This is a genomic window from Pelosinus sp. sgz500959 (genome assembly GCF_042610375.1).
Taxonomy (GTDB): domain Bacteria; phylum Bacillota; class Negativicutes; order DSM-13327; family DSM-13327; genus CTSoil-075.
The window spans coordinates 168,976-185,034 of the sequence record NZ_JBGJZL010000010.1 but is presented as its reverse complement, the minus strand read 5'-3'; the positions used below and the strand labels follow the sequence as shown (position 1 = coordinate 185,034).

Below are 16,059 nucleotides of genomic sequence, written 5' to 3'. Positions count from 1 at the left end.
TAGTGCATAAGTTCATTATTGCCTAAAAAATCCAAATGGCTCACCTTGCGTGAAGGTGGTTTAAAATTAACGTGATGGTGGCTCAATTTGAGCGTATCATCGGCTCTAAGCAAGCACATTATTCACTATCAAGGGAAAATGACAATTTTGAGAGTATTTATGCAACCTCATCGACAATCCGTCGTGTCCAAAGCAAGCATTCGCTATGAAACACCGCCAGGAAAACAGGCACAAGTCGATTGGGGTGAGTTTAAATTGAATTGTGCAGATGGATCATTTCGGAAAGTACATGCTTTTGTCATCATACTAGGCTATTCCAGAATGAAGTACGTCGAATTTGAATAATGTGCTTGCTTAGAGCTGATGATACGCTCAAATTGGTTCTCCCGCACTTTTAGAATATCATTCACAGACCTCGCTGATTGCCAATTGGCAGAAAGAAATCGAAAAATTCGCACCTGAAATGTCGTATCAGATCCTGCATAAAAGCGATTTAAAAAGCTCAGAAACTCTTGAAATCAGAGAAAATAAATTTTTATATTAATGATAGAATTTATTTCTTCACTTGATTTTCCTCTAATGGATTCTAGTATATCTTTTCTTGCTTCGAAAGTATCGACGGTTTTTTTACAGTTTGTACCTTATACTCTGTATTATGATCACCTGGAGAAATAACGAACAATACCTCATTATTAACATCGCGTTTAAGTAATTGTTGGAGCCAAGGGCAACCTTTTTTTAGAATCATTATTTCATTAATAGTTCTATTTTCAAAGGCTTCATTTACGATGATTCTTGCTTTTATAACAGCAGCTTGTCTACTTATTATTCTTTTTATAATTTCAGTAGCATATTGAACAGCTTCCTCAAACGCCTCATCTGCGGAATCATTTGAATCCCATGTAGGATTAAAATTTTGAAAAAATCTATTCATTATAAGAGACTACAGGTTTGGAAATGAAAACAAACACAAAAAATGGCAAAGATTGTATTATTGTGCAGGGGTTTTCTGGTTGTTGATGGAATGGTATAGAAAAGATATGTAACACAATAAAATTTGTATTACTACATCAGTTCAACTGAAAGTTTTTCGATTCATATTGGACATGGCAGAAAAGTCAACAAAGGAGATCGCAGTCTAAGCACTAAGAAAGGATAGAATAATCTGAGAAGGATGTGCGTTTGGTGGAGGATAATGATGTAAATGCTGGACTTCCAGGGATTTTAGGCTCTCAGCTCGATTTAGGCAGTATCGGTGATATCGGCAAGAGCGTTAATCTATTCAGGGGGGATGTTAATCTACCTTTGAAGTTAGTATCGCTTGCAGGTCGGAACAATTTGGATATAAGTGTAGTAGCGCTTTACGGTAGCAATATTCACACATTTGTAAATACATGGAACATGGATGCTCCAACAGATGTTCTCGGTGTTGGTTGGTCGATGTCATTCGAAAAAATAGTGGTCGATATTAAAAATACGGGTACAAGTTATGATGATAATTTTTACATCGTAATCGGTGGGAATACCATTCCGTTGTTTAGGACAGGAAGCGACGGCGATGCCATCTGTTTTCAGGCCAAAAATTATAACTTTTGGCAAGTCTATTATTATCAAAACCAAGCTGATTCTGCAAGTGAACGCTGGGAAATCGTTAAGGAAGATGGCTCACGATATATTTACGGAGCTGTCCAGCTGGACGGCGATTATGCCTATGGTGTAAATGGTAGCCAGCAATGGGGGGTTAAGTGGAAAAACTGGGTAGGAAGTACCGTAAGCACTGCGGGAACCCAATATTCGGTGGCCTGGAACTTAGCCCAGATTATCAACATCTGGGGCGACTGTGTCTATTTTGACTATGACAACAATGATATCCCAGTCGGTGAAAATGATCTTACTCAATATACCCGTTCATCGCGGATTCGTAAAATAATTGATGTCTACGGACAAACGGTAAATTTTGTTTATGCGCCCAAAGATGAGGATTTCGAAATTCAACGACCGATCATGTCACCTAGAGACATTACTGCCTTTCAATTCCAATACGAAGAAAAATTTTTAGATAAAATAGTTGTTGAAAATGAAAATAAGGAACTGCTGTTTACAGTTCAGTTCCAGTATGATTTCTATAATGTTAGCAACAAGCAGGACGATTATTATTATAAAAAAAGGTATTTGAAGTCTGTTAGGACAGTCAATGGCAACGGTGAACCCTTTCCTGGCGTAGCATTTGATTATTATATAGATTATACCAGCGATATAAATCCTGGTGCATTGAAAAGTATTACTTTTCCTCATGGAGGGATTGCCACATATAAGTATGAATCAGGCAAGCTGACCAATACGTCCACATGCCGGGAAGTGAAATCGCCAGGAACCGACTTTACGCCCAATGTCTGGCACGGTTCTGACTATGTGGTTATCACTTGGTACAGTAGTGTGCGTAAGAAAGTACTCATTTCGGTATATTCCTGGGGCGGTAACTGGCGGGAATGGAAATACGACGAACTCAATGAACTGAATATTGAAAATTTCAGTGTGCTTAATGCCCAGGGCTTTTTTGTTGTGTATTTTAAAGACCTTAATTTAGGGTGGTATCGGCTGTTGCTTTTCAAACAAAATGAGTATCGGTTTGGTGAATGGTCTGCCAATGAGGTTAAGCTAGGTAATGAGTATACGAGTGTAACGATCGCGATGGGCGAGGACTTTATTGCAGCATATTCTCCTAATTCTGCCAAGATTGCTATCTGGCAGTGGGATGGACTGAATAAGCAATGGGCTGAGACCTGGGCTACAAGCAAGCAGTTTGGGTACATGTCACTCGCCGCCAATACTAATTTTCTCATTGCTGCAGGCTACAATGAACACGCTCAACAAATATTTGTCCAATTATACTACGCTGATGCCAATAGAAAGTGGAAAACTGGTGGTTCTACAACGATATCCGGCGAAATTAACTTAGATTATACAAACTTCAATAGTTTGTGGTCTATCGGTACTAGCTTCGCTGTTGCTGCTTACATAACTAGCGTTGATGAGATCAATTTATATTATAACCTTCTTGTTTTCGGTTGGAAGACTGATTTCTCATTTACCAATGTGGTCAAGCATTCTTATTATCAGGATCGAAATTTGTCAAATGCGCTTAATACTACGATTGTAAATAACTCTCTAATTGGGAGTGGGCAAAGGGTAGCTAGGTTTAACGGTGAGCGGTGGATTGATAAGGAAATGGTTGTTCCAAGATCCCCTAATGAGTATCAATATGCTTATGGGGATGATATGGTCATACTAACGAAAAAAAACGGAAATATACAAGAGGTTTCATCTGCTTTATATGACCCTTATCAATCTCGGTGGATAGACGGAGATATGAAGGGCACAGTAAGCGGCGACCACATGAGTACTCCAGCAATTGCGGGAGATTATTGTGTAGCTGCTAATAACATTTATTTTCGGGATCAAACTCGCAAATGGAATAAGATCTTTGCCCTGCCGCAAAATGTAGATCCATCATCTGTCCAAAACAGGGCACCTGGTTATCTATTGTACCAAATGAAAAATGAGCCTAATAATACATATCTATTGTTTTTTAAAGACGGGGCACTAATCGGCAAAACCAAGCTCGAGGGTAAGAATATCCACGTTTCTGGCGGTGCAGGTCAGGTACTGGCTGGGGCTTTTGCTTTTGTGACTTACAGTGGGGTGGATTTTGCAAAAACGCCTACCCTTAATATTTACCAGGTGGTAAATCAATCGATTGATGATGAAGGACAGGTGGATTATTCCGTAGCCAGTGTTTCTATCTTTAACGGTTATAGCCAGATTGACACCAACTATAAATATAATCGAGAAACAGCTACCTATGACCCCAAGGGGCTAGTTAGCCAATTTTCCCAGGCTGGCATTTGGTATCAGGAAGACAATGGGGCGTTCAGTCATAGCGATCATGTTTATTTTAACGGCTTAGACCCGCAAATACTGGATGTGATATATCCTGATACCGATGATTTCACGAATGTTCGTGATTATTTCAGTTGTTTCAATGGGCAAATCTATCAGAGTAGTTCGTACAATGCCGATGGCAGAAAAGTCGTTGATACAATAAATTATTTGTATGCTTTTGATAAAAATGGGGAAGGTGAGCCCCTCTATGGAGTATATGGAAGATCGAAAAAAAAGATAGATACTACCCAATTGTATCTATTTGACGCTGATGTTAGCCTAATGGAAGATCTTGATAATGAACTGTTCTCAACGGCAGTAAAAGACGTATTTCATACATATGGTTTTTATTTTTCAGGCGATGTATCAATCGAAGTTCCATACGCCAGTAAAAATATATGGGTTATAGCCGATGGTGAAAGTGGCAAGGAATATACTATTTGCCAGGAAAATGGAAAGCTGGCCGTGTATGGGGCGTTGGTGAAAATTACGGAATATGGCTATAATGGAAAAGGACAACTGGCAAAAACCTCCACCTATAATTTTAATTCCGAGGGGAGAGAGGAAAAATTATCGGTAGAAAAGCAATATGGATGGGAGGTTTACCCCAGATTATTGGATATCAATCTGTTGACCCCAGAAGTGCAGAGTAAGACATGGAATGAAACACAAAATGTAACAACTGGAATTTCTGTGTTAACACTGAGAAACTGGAATCAGGGTGCAGATGGGGACAAATGGGGTGCGGATAAGAGTTATAAATGGGATGGGACTAGGGGAACGGAAAATTTTGATTATCAAGCCTGTTCCGGTAATGGGGAACCTGCTAGCGGGTGGGTTAAGACCGCCCAGATTGTAGCGATGAACGAATATGGCGCTGAGATAGAAAAGACGGATATTGATAATATACATAGTTCAACTTTATTTGATGTAGCCAACCGTTTTACGGTAGCTACGTTTAAAAACGCTAGTATTACCAGCGGTGAGGTTAGTTATTACGGCTTTGAGGAATATGAAAATCCCCAAGGTTGGACTGTTTTTCCACAGACTGAGCCAATGGAAAAATATATTGGAGAGGGAGATTCTTACACAGGGACAAGGCGACTATTCTTGCCGGGTCAATCTTTGATAAAGGTCGGACTGACAAATTGCTTAACAATCAAAAGAAATAATGGAAAATATGTTCTTTCATGTTGGATAAAAACGGCTAAAGAATTTGCAGGTGAAGGTGCTGGTTGGGAGATTACTGTTGGGGTATCTGGCAAAATTGTATGTATCCCTATTTTATCTACCAGAGAAACATGGCAGTATTTTTATCATGTAATTGACCCAGTGGCACTGGGCGAGAGTGATGTCTGCCAGATTACCATGTCTGTTTATAACCTGCAGGATAATAACTATCTATTGATTGATAACATTGGTTTTGCTCCTATGGCTGGCAATTTTGAGGCAGCTGTTTATGAAACCCCCTATCGACTTAATACTGGGGTCATTGGGATGTGGGGAGAAACAAGCCGTAAGGCTTATGATTCTTTCCAACGACTAGCAGTTATTGCAGGGAATGACAATAAGCCCCAAGTTTTATCCGTTGGTGGATTATGGCGGCAGTACACGGAGACCTTTGATCCGGCTGATCCCAATAGTGCGGCGAAAATAACTGTGCGAACAGGGGGAAGTTTCGAGGAATTTCGTCATGGGAATCAGTGGCAGGACAACTGGCAAGCTTCGGCAGACTGGGAAGTGGTCAGGGGGAAGCTGGTTTACAGTGGTGTGACAGCGGGAAGTTTAGTGCTAAAAAATACCGTAGATCAGAAGAATTATGGTGCCAGGTTTAATATGTCCTTGGGTGAAATAATAGATAAACCAATAGGGGTTAAGATCGGCGATTGCCTGATTATCCAGTGGGACAAGGGCCAGTGGGAACTTTACAATTGTATTGAAGAAAAAGTGGTAGATTCATTGGCTCAGCCAGAGATGAACGCGAAAGACTGGTTGGTAATAGCTGGGGAACATGGCGTATTATTCTTTGCCGATGGCAGGCAAGTTCTGAAATATATGTTTCCGACGACGGTATGGGGGCAGTTTCAATTGTTTACTGCAAATAAAATTGCAATTGAATATATCACTGTATTTATTGACCCAATAACGTCGATTACTTATAACGACAATTCTAGCAAACCAATTCAGGTGCAGAACCTAGATGACTGCAGTATATTGGTACAAGAGTTCTGTGCTGACCATCTCGGGAGAGATGCAATCACGACCAAGGTAGCAAGGTTTGACAAAGCCCTATTTGGATATCGACAGAATTTTGTCAGATCAATTGATTGGATCAGCGGGTTAATGACCGGTGAGATAGCTGACTGTTATCCAGGCGACGAAGGGTATCCCTACTCTCGTATTCGGTATGAAAAATCCACGTTGGCACGGGTTGTGGAAATGGGCGGTCCCGGCAAGTTGTTTGCAATTAACCTAGAGGTGCCGGAGCAAGACCGCCATACTGTCTTTGCCAGGTATTGCGCTAATGTAAAAAATAAACTTCTCAATGAGTTACCAGTAGGTGAGTACACCATAACAAGTGAAATAGACAGGGACAAAAATTCATCGGCCTTACTGACCGATAAATTAGGCAACAAAATTGCGACCATTCAAGGTAGTCAGCAGGACGGGGATGCTAACTTTGCCATGTCCCGCAATTGTTACAATATGTACGGTAATATTGCCGCGACCAAACAACCTAATTATTTTCAAGAAAATATACCCCAGCATGAAAGGTTTCAACTTGAGAATGAATACGATTTTTTTGGAAGGACTATCCGAGCATCAACTCCTGACATGAGTCAGTCGACAGTGAGCATCTTTGACACAGCTGGGCGAGTGCGTTTTATGCAGGACGCGAATGGTGCTGAAAAGGGTTATATTATTTATTGGTTATATGATCGGTTAGGGCGCAATACTGAGAAGGGGATTTGTTATTCTCCGTGGGATGAGTCTAAATTCAAGAGGCATATAGACGATAAAACCTGGCGACCTGATCTAGCCTTTTGGGATAAAAAGTATGAATATGACGGGGATGGATCAGATCCTAATCTTGTCGGCAGATTGTGGAAAGTACTATCCTGTGGTGATGAAAGCCTGTGGGGAAAGAGTGAAGAAGTATTTGTCTATAATATAGATGGTCAAATGATCCGAAAAACAGTCAGGGTCTTTGATTATGACGGTGGGGCGGAACATACTAGCAGCTATGAATACGACAACATAGGCAACAATATAAGGCTTACTTACAACGAAGAGGATACTACGCCTTTTGTTGTGACCTATAACTTTAACAATCAGGGGCAGTTATATGAAATCAACGGGCGTGACGGTGCTCTTGTCCGTTATGGGTATAAGGCTGATGGCAGTATTCAGTCTGAGATTTTCAATCCGGGCAAAAGTTCCGAGCTTATCCGAACCTATGATTATAATTCGGCAGGGTGGCTTGTCAATCTGCAAGACAGGCTTTTTACCGAAACCCTAGACTACACTGATAACGGTTATTTGGGAGTTGGTTATTATTCCGGAAAGATTGCTCGCATCGCTCACCGTTTTAATGGTATACAAACTCCTGGCGAGTTTATGACAAGTTATAGCTATCAGTATGCTTATGATAAACTTGATAGGCTTCAGAGCGCCGTCAATGAGAAAGATAGCGCCTGGAGTATGGGGGGCGATAGTCCTTTGACTTATGACACTAATTGTAATGCATGTCATTGGAGTAAAGGTAACGTGGAAGAAGAGTATGTGTACTATCCTGGCACCAATAAAATTCAGAGCGCAAGCGCCAATACACAGGATATCTATAATTATAATTCGAACGGCGATATTATTTTTGCCCAGCCGCGAGGGATCACTAACATAAAGTACGGTAAAGCGTCAGGTGTGGCATTATCAATGCAAGGTAGCGATGGAAATCCGGCAAATGACGTGTCCTTTGCCTATGATGGCGGTAACAGACGGATATTGAAAAAAGACAAGGATTCGTGCCGGTTATACATTTTAAGTACCAATGGAGATTCTTTAATGGAAAAAGTGAAAGGACCAGATGGCGAGGAAAGGGTAATTTTTAATGTCTACGGTGTCACGGGTATCTTTGCTGTGCAAAAAGTAGACAAGGTATATAATCTGATCAAAGACCACCTGCTTTCCACTAGGGTAGTTTTCGACGGAACTGACATTTGTGCGGCTTACAACTATACGCCCTTTGGCGAGTTTATGGGGGGCGTTATGGAGCTGCCTGGTTGCGATCGAATAACTCAGTACTTGTATACCAGCCAGGAACTTGATGATGAAACTGGACTATATAACTACAAAGCAAGGTTCTATGATCCGTATCTGGGACGTTTTTACAGCATTGATCCGGCGGGGCAGTTCCCGGGGGCATATGTATACGCAGGCAACGATCCGATCTCTTTTATTGACCCTAGCGGACAGACTTCTGTGGGATCAATTTTTGCTATCATGGGTGGTATTGCAGCCTTCTTGGGTGGTATTGCGTTAGCTGCATTTACGTCAGGGGGTTCATTAGTTGCCCTCGGTGCCATCGGTGGGGGGATGCTAGCGGGAGGAGGTGGAGCTAGCGTGGTCTATGGGGCGACCCATACAGAAGATTTCCGAGCTGCGGAATGGGGGGCCATGGTTGGTCTGGGAGCAACCTTCGGAGCCATTTCAGGCGGAGTGAGTCTTATTGGAGGCGGCTTGCTTATGGCGGGAGGTTATGGGGTGGCGACTAATACTGTTTTAGGCGGGGTAGAAAGCTTTGTGTCCAATGGTATCACGAATGTAATGAACGGACAGGGCTTCCTTGTAAACGCTGGTCCAACAGTCGGAATTGGGGTAGCGTTTGGCTTTGCTATTACCGGGCTTGGCACGGTGGCAGTTCGAACCTTACAGAACGTAAAAACGAATGTGAAAATCGGCTTAGAAGATGTGGGAGAAGTATGTGACGGTCATGGTGCCTTTCATCCGGAAAACGGAATGAGGAAACTCGGTCGCGGCGAAAAGGTAATATTTTATGGACCACATGAAAAAAGCCTTGACTATAAGAAGGCGCGTGGAATTCCATTTGGTTATATGGATGTAGTTGAAACTAAAGAAGCAGGTGACTGGGTTTATAACTATACTTTATCTCCGCCTGGTAAGAATACACCTTGGCCATATACAACACAAGTAACAAGAGATACCAGGATGGATACGATATTCAAATGCCAGAATAGAGGAGTTATAAAATGGTCCGCCTGTCGGGATGTTATTAGATACAGATGGACACTATACACAGCGTTAACTAACGCTGGTTCGCAAGCGTATTCAGAATTAACATAAATAGAGTAGGAGGCTAAAAAATGGAATTTGCAGAACTTTCACAAGAACAACAAACAAGGTGGCAGGAGAATGTCAAACGATTAGGTCTAAATCCTGCTACGGCGGGGAATCAGTATGCTCGCTATCAAATATTCTCAAGCCTTGAGGCGTTTAGAAAAGCCGTCAATGCACCCATTCAGGAAAATCAGCGAGAGGCGCTCATTACTCATGCTAATTTGGCAGTCATTGCCGACAAACATTTGCAGCAGGCGGTTATGGCCCACATTAGTGGCAATTCGATAATAAGCGATCAGGCAATCTTAGACGAAATTGACAAGCGATTTGAAAGATATATGGCTACCATTTATGCTGCTCCCAATAAGGAAGTAACCAAAGAACATCCCTTGGTTATCGATTCGAATTCGGCTATTGCCCAGTATGGCGCAGTAACCATTCAGCCTGGGGGCTACATAAAAATCCTTGTTCCATGCTTATTTGAGTGCCAATCTTTAACAAAAGTCGATGGAGAACCTGTTTCTGGCAGTGATTATGATATATATGTACTAGGAAAAAATGGAACAAAAGGGGTAGATGGGGATAGAGGCGCATCCGGAACGCCCGGACTGAATGGCAAGGAGGGAAAAGCCAATTGTTCGAGTGCTAATAGACCTTCATCACCAGGTACAGACGGCACAACTGGATCTGACGGACGGGATGGTTATAATGGAAAAAATGGTGATAGCGGGACTGAAGTAGGAATTATCATACATCAACTAGCCTCAAATATCACCATACTCAATCAAGGTGGCGATGGTGGTAATGGTGGTAACGGTGGTAATGGCGGGGATGGGGGTAAAGGTGGCGATGGTGGCAACGGCGATAAATGTAGTACTAGTATGATAGAAGGCAGTATAGGCGGCGATGGTGGCAACGGTGGTAACGGAGGTAATGGCAGTAATGGTGGCAATGGTGGTAATGGTGGTAAATTGACAGTATCCGTAGATAATGTAAACAAAGTAAAAGTAATTAACGGCAAAGCCCCCGGCGGGCTCGGTGGCTATGGAGGGACGAGTGGTGCTCCCGGTGTTGGTGGTACAGGTGGCAGTAACGGTGGTGATAAAGGTAAACCAGGAATTCCAGGAAAACACGGGGTGAAAGGTATTGATGGGAGCTCTGGCGACCAGGGTACCATTAAAATAATTGCTTTAACATAAGACAGTATACGTAGTCAAAGCAGGGTAAAGTCAGAGTCTTTACCCTGCTTTATAGTAGAAAAAATGATAATTGAGGTTGTATGATGAGCACTTTTAATGGTAATCATTACGAAGGTCCGATCGCGATTGTCGGGATTGGTTGTCGATTTCCTGGGGGAGTGGATAGTCCCGATGCATTTTGGCAATTGCTGAAAAATGGTGTGGATGCCATTGTTGATATACCGAAAGACAGATGGGATAGTAGACGTTTTTATGACCCAGACCCTCGTAAGACAGGTAAAATGTATATGCGGCAGGGCGGTTTTTTGAAAGATAAGGTAGGATATTTTGATGCAGATTTTTTTGGAATATCCCCGCGGGAAGCAGTGCATATGGATCCACAGCAGGGGTTATTGCTAGAAGTGGTCTGGGAGGCTTTTGCCGACGCTGGACTACCAATTCAACAGTTAAAGGGTAGCAATATGGGGGTATATATGGGTTGTTTTACCCTGGATTATCTAGCCTTGCAGCTGCGTGGTGCCAACCGACATTTGATAAAACCTAATACGGCGTCTGGGATTGCTATGTGCCTTACTGCAAATCGGATTTCCCACTTTTTTGATTTGCACGGACCGAGTATCGCTATTGACACGGCTTGTTCGTCTTCTCTTGTTGCGCTACATTATGCTTGCCAAGGTCTGCGGGCAGGAGAATGTGATATTGCCGTTGCTGGCGGCGTAAATGTTATGCTGGTGCCAGAATATTCTATTGCTATGTGTAAAGGACAGTTTCTTTCTCCCGATGCCAGGTGCAAGACTTTTGACCGGGAAGCGAATGGTTATGCCCGGGGGGAAGGTGCTGGAATCGTGGTGCTAAAGCCCTTAGCCAAGGCTCTTGCCGACAATGATAGTATTTATGCCCTGATACAGGGGACTGGCATTAATCAGGATGGTACTACACCGGGAATTTCCTATCCCAATCGGGACTCACAAGAGGCTTTGCTACGTAAAGTATACGCCCAGGCTAGCATTAGTTCTGGACAAGTGCAATATGTAGAAGCTCATGGTACTGGCACACAAGCCGGTGATGTAGTGGAGGCATCGGTCATTGGTAATGTCCTCGGTAAAAACCGCCCCAATGGCCAGCAACTTATCGTAGGTTCCGTAAAAACCAATTTCGGCCATTTGGAAGCTGCTGCCGGGGTTGCGGGAGTCATAAAAACAGCTTTGTGTCTACAAAATCGAGGAATTCCCCCCAATCTTCACTTCCAAAATCCCAACCCCAAAATAGCTTTTGATGAGCTGGGTATCAAAGTACCTTGCGCGTATCAACCTTGGCCGAATACCGTCAACAAACCTGCCGTTGCTGGGGTTAATTCCTTTGGTTATGGCGGGACAAACGCTCACGCAGTCATGGAAGAATATGTACCAAGCTCTCTAGGTTGGAGAGGGGAGGGCGAAAATAGGGTTGAGCCATTGATATTTCCATTGTCATCTGTGACCCGTTCAAGACTAAGTGGGTTAGCCTTGCAGCATGCTAACTTTTTAGAGAGTGAATCGGTAGGAACCGATGCTTCTTTGTATGACATTTGCTATTCTGCTTCCGTCCGCCGTAGTCATCTTGAACACCGTCTGGCAATCGTAGCCGGTTCAAAGAAAGAGTTGCGGGATAAGCTGCAAGCTTTCGCTGACGGTATTTGGGAAGAAAATGTATTTGTAAGACATGCCGAAAAGATTCAAGATCACAGGCTGGTTTTTGTTTACTCAGGAATGGGTCCCCAGTGGTGGTATATGGGACGGGAATTGTTTTTAACCGAACCTTTATTCAAAAAAACCATTGTAGAATGCGACGCTATTTTTCGTCAATACGCGAATTGGTCGCTTATTGACGAATTCTTAAAAGATGAGACGTCATCCAATATTGCCGAGGCGAGGGTTGCCCAGCCTATTAATTTTGTCGTTCAGGTAGGGATAACCATGCTACTTAAGTCTTGGGGGATTTCGCCGGACGCAGTTGCCGGGCATAGCATTGGTGAAATAGTAGCTTTTTATATTTCGGGTGCCTTGTCGTTGCGGGATGCTTTGTTGATAAGCTATCACCAGAGCCGTGTCCAACAGACGATGTCGCAGCAAGGAACAATGCTGGCGGCTGATATTTCCAGTGAAAAAGCAGTGCAACTTATCAACGACCTTGACAGTGATGTATTGATAGCGGCGGTTAACAGTCCGACGTCTGTAACTTTTTCAGGAGACTGGAAAGGGCTTGAGGCAATGACTACAGTCCTTGGCAAGATGAATATATCTTGTCGTTTTATCAATGTGAATATTGCCTACCATAGCAGGCAAATAGAGCATTTACAAGCAGAACTACTAGAGTCTCTAAAAGGGATTGAGCCTCGTATGCCGTCAATACCACTCTACTCAACCGTAACTGGCAGTCGTGTGAAAAATGAAAAAGCCGATGCTCAGTATTGGTGGAAGAATCTCAGACAAACTGTTTTATTTAATACGGCAGTGGCAAACATGATTAATGATGGCTACCGTTTTTTTCTGGAAATCAGCGCCCATCCTGTGTTAAGTGGGTATATCGCGGAGCAATTGCTAAGCAAGGTAGTTAAGGGTTACGTGTTTTCCACCCAGAAACGCAATAGCGGTCAGAAAACTAAGCTTTTGGCTGCAGTTGCATTGTTGCATGTTGCTGGCTATCCGGTGCAATGGGACAAACTGTATTCAGCAGGCGCCTGTTTTGTCAAGTTGCCGCAGAATTTATGGCAGCGAGAGTACTATTTTACAGAATCTGAAGAATCCAGGGAAGAAAGGCTTGGACCACAAGGGCACCCATTACTAGGAACCCGGCTAAAAATGCCAAAAGTTTCTTATGAAAAAGAGCTAAATAGCTTGTTCATCCCGTACGTAAGCGACCATAAGGTGAAAGATAGCATGATATTGCCTGGCGCCTGTTATGTTGAAATTGGCTTGGCTCTCCATAAGGAAATACAAGGTGAGGGAAGGGTAATCATTGAATCCTTGGAATTTCATAACCCGCTTATTGTAAATCCCAGTAAAGAATCTCTTCTTCATAGCGAATATGATTCCAAGGAAGGTAACTATTCAGTCTACAGCACTCTGGTGTATGACAGATCTGCGTGGACACTGCATGCTACCGGGAGAATCAGCAAGACATGGAATGATCGTTGCCAACAGAAGGTTAATCGGGAGTTGTTGCAATACACTTGCAATCGGGAAGTACACGTCCCCACCTTGTATCGACAACTTGCTTATCGGGGGCTTACCTACGGTCCATTTTTCCAAAATATCAAAAAACTATGGAAAGGTTCCCAGGAAATACTTATGGAACTTGAATGTAGCAGCATAGCGGCAGACTACCAGGACTATCTGTTTCATCCTGCACTCCTAGATGCCAGCTTCCAGGCCATGATTGCGGCACTAGATAGTGTAACAGACTGGTATGACTCGTTTACTACATATGTACCGGTAAGAATAGAACGAATTATTTTCCATAAAAGTCCTCCCCTTAAGGTGTACGGTTATGGGAAAATTATTAAACATGAGCAGCAAGAGATAGAGGCTACGATTATCCTGTTTGACGAATATGGAGACATATATGCAGAAATAGACAGACTGTGCTGTAAAGCAATCGTTGAGTCTCGTGCTGAATGGAAATTCAAACGACAACAATGCCTTTATCAGCTTGAATGGCATGAAGATAATCCATTGGCACGTCCGCAACTAGCTAGAGCAACTGGTGATGTCTGGCTATTGCTGGCGCGTGACGAAGTCGATTGCAGTGAATTAAGCTTGAATTTAGCAGCAGGCAATATAAAAGTGGTTCATATTATTATCGGCAACTCTTTTAAGGAGTTGACTGACGGACAGATATCAATACGCAGGGATTGCCTAACGGACTTTCAATATGCCATAAACATAGTTGATAAGATAACTGGGATTATTTATTGGGGGATGAAGGAAAGTAGCAGTGAAGACCCGCTAAACTGTACCGTTGATTATACTGCCGACTACATTGGCATCGTCCATATGCTACGGAGTTTGGTAAAGCAAAAGGTTGGAAATGGTCTAAAACTATTGTTGGTGACAAAGGGTGGTCAAGCAGTAATTGATCAGGATGGTCCCATATTACCTTTTCAAGCTTCACTCTGGGGACTGGGTAGGGTCATTAGTAACGAGTATCCCTGGATAAAATGTAGTCTTATCGATTTAGATCCAGGTGTTCCTGGATTTGACACTGAGCAATTACTTGGCTGCTGCCGTAGGGATCATAAAGGGGAGGAACTGGCTTTTCGAGGTGGCAAGATGTTTATTGGCAAGTTGACGACATATAATAAACCCGAAAATAGTTCAAAAGGAAGAGGGAAAATAGTCCTTGACCCCAATGGCACATATCTGGTGACAGGTGGGCTTGGTGGATTAGGGCTGGAAACGGCCAGGTGGCTGGCGGGGCATGGTGCATGTCGCATAGTACTGGCTGGGCGAAGGGATATCATATCAGCGGCTGCAGCCGATATCATTTCTTCCCTGCAGGAAAGTCGAATAAGTGTAGAAATTTATCCTGTTGACGTTTCTTGTGAAGAAAGTGTTAAAGCAATGATAAATACTATTCATAAAACTGACTTTCCATTAAAAGGAGTCATTCATGGCGCGGCCGTCTTGGAAGATTGTTATATCGAAGGGTTAACCGCTGAACAATTTGCAAAGGTTATGGCGCCGAAAGCCCTTGGTGCATTAAATCTGCACAGGCATACTTGTGATCTAAAGCTTGATCTTTTTGTTATATTTTCTTCTATATCGTCAATTATCGGCAATCAGGGGCAGGGGAATTATTCGGCGGCAAATGCTTTTGCTGAAGGAGTGGTTCAGCACCGACGGAGGAGAGGAGTGCCTGCCATGTGCATACATCTAGGTATGTTGGCCGATGTAGGTATGGCAGCAAGAAGTCCAGAAATTTTGCGACTCCTTGAAAACCTAGGTATGAAAAGCATATCGCCAGTTGAAGCCCTCAATGCACTAGAGTATATGATGCAAGAAGACATTGTTAGTGCTACCTTTGCCGACGTTGATTGGCAGCAATGGGCTAAGCTAAATCCGCAGGTCAAAGATTCGGCAAAATTTTCATTGCTTATCGCCAAATCTGGACAGGGTGAAGGCGGGGAAAAAGCACGGTTATTCAAAGAAAAGCTTGAGCTCTTAGGAGAAGCAGAACGGTATAGTTTGACAGAAACCTTAGTGATGGAAATGATTTCAATCATCATGGATATTCCACTGGCACGAGTAAATACAAGTAAATCTTTGAAAGATATGGGTTTTGATTCTCTAATGGCCGTCGAAATAGCGGTCTATATACAAATGAACTTCGGGGTGATTCTGCCAGTAATGGAGATTTTTAAGGATATAAACATAATAGACCTTACAAATCAAATACTGAGTTATGATATGGAAAAAAACCCATAACATGATCTCTAAGATGCTTTCTGGCTACATATTCGCTTTCATTACGGCAAAAGGGCTATCACACTACTTTCTTAGTGCGATAGCCCTTTTTTACGACT

Annotated in this window: 5 protein-coding genes; 4 read left to right on the top strand and 1 reads right to left on the bottom strand. The window is 42.8% G+C overall.

The features are described 5' to 3' along the window. Nucleotides 1–87: 87 nt before the first annotated feature. A complete protein-coding gene (locus ACAN52_RS16420; protein WP_378956012.1) occupies nucleotides 88–345 on the top strand; it encodes a hypothetical protein in 258 nt (85 codons plus the stop codon). 241 nt (nucleotides 346–586) lie between these two features. Here the strand turns inward: ACAN52_RS16420 and ACAN52_RS16415 are convergent, their stop codons facing one another. Beyond that, nucleotides 587–934 carry an MYG1 family protein gene (locus ACAN52_RS16415; protein WP_378956011.1) on the bottom strand — a complete coding sequence of 116 codons (348 nt, stop codon included), beginning with the start codon at nucleotides 932–934 and terminating at the stop codon, nucleotides 587–589. Between the two features lie 251 nt (nucleotides 935–1,185). On the opposite strand from ACAN52_RS16415, the gene ACAN52_RS16410 reads away from it, so the two are divergent. The 3 genes from ACAN52_RS16410 to ACAN52_RS16400 all read left to right on the top strand — a co-directional run bounded on the left by ACAN52_RS16410 (nucleotide 1,186) and on the right by ACAN52_RS16400 (nucleotide 15,961). Further along, nucleotides 1,186–9,303, top strand: coding sequence for an RHS repeat-associated core domain-containing protein (locus ACAN52_RS16410; protein WP_378956010.1), 8,118 nt, complete (start codon nucleotides 1,186–1,188; stop codon nucleotides 9,301–9,303). 20 nt (nucleotides 9,304–9,323) lie between these two features. Further along, complete coding sequence (locus ACAN52_RS16405) at nucleotides 9,324–10,496, top strand: hypothetical protein (RefSeq protein WP_378956008.1); 1,173 nt, start codon at nucleotides 9,324–9,326, stop codon at nucleotides 10,494–10,496. Between the two features lie 80 nt (nucleotides 10,497–10,576). Next, nucleotides 10,577–15,961: an SDR family NAD(P)-dependent oxidoreductase gene (locus ACAN52_RS16400; protein ID WP_378956007.1), complete on the top strand. Its 5,385-nt coding sequence runs from the start codon at nucleotides 10,577–10,579 to the stop codon at nucleotides 15,959–15,961. The last annotated feature ends 98 nt before the right edge of the window (nucleotides 15,962–16,059 follow it).

Excerpts from the sequence above, each read along its gene's own strand:
- ACAN52_RS16415 (WP_378956011.1), bottom strand. The coding sequence starts at position 934 with ATGAATAGATTTTTTCAAAATTTTAATCCTACATGGGATTCAAATGAT.
- ACAN52_RS16405 (WP_378956008.1), top strand. The coding sequence starts at position 9,324 with ATGGAATTTGCAGAACTTTCACAAGAACAACAAACAAGGTGGCAGGAG.
- ACAN52_RS16400 (WP_378956007.1), top strand. The coding sequence starts at position 10,577 with ATGATGAGCACTTTTAATGGTAATCATTACGAAGGTCCGATCGCGATT.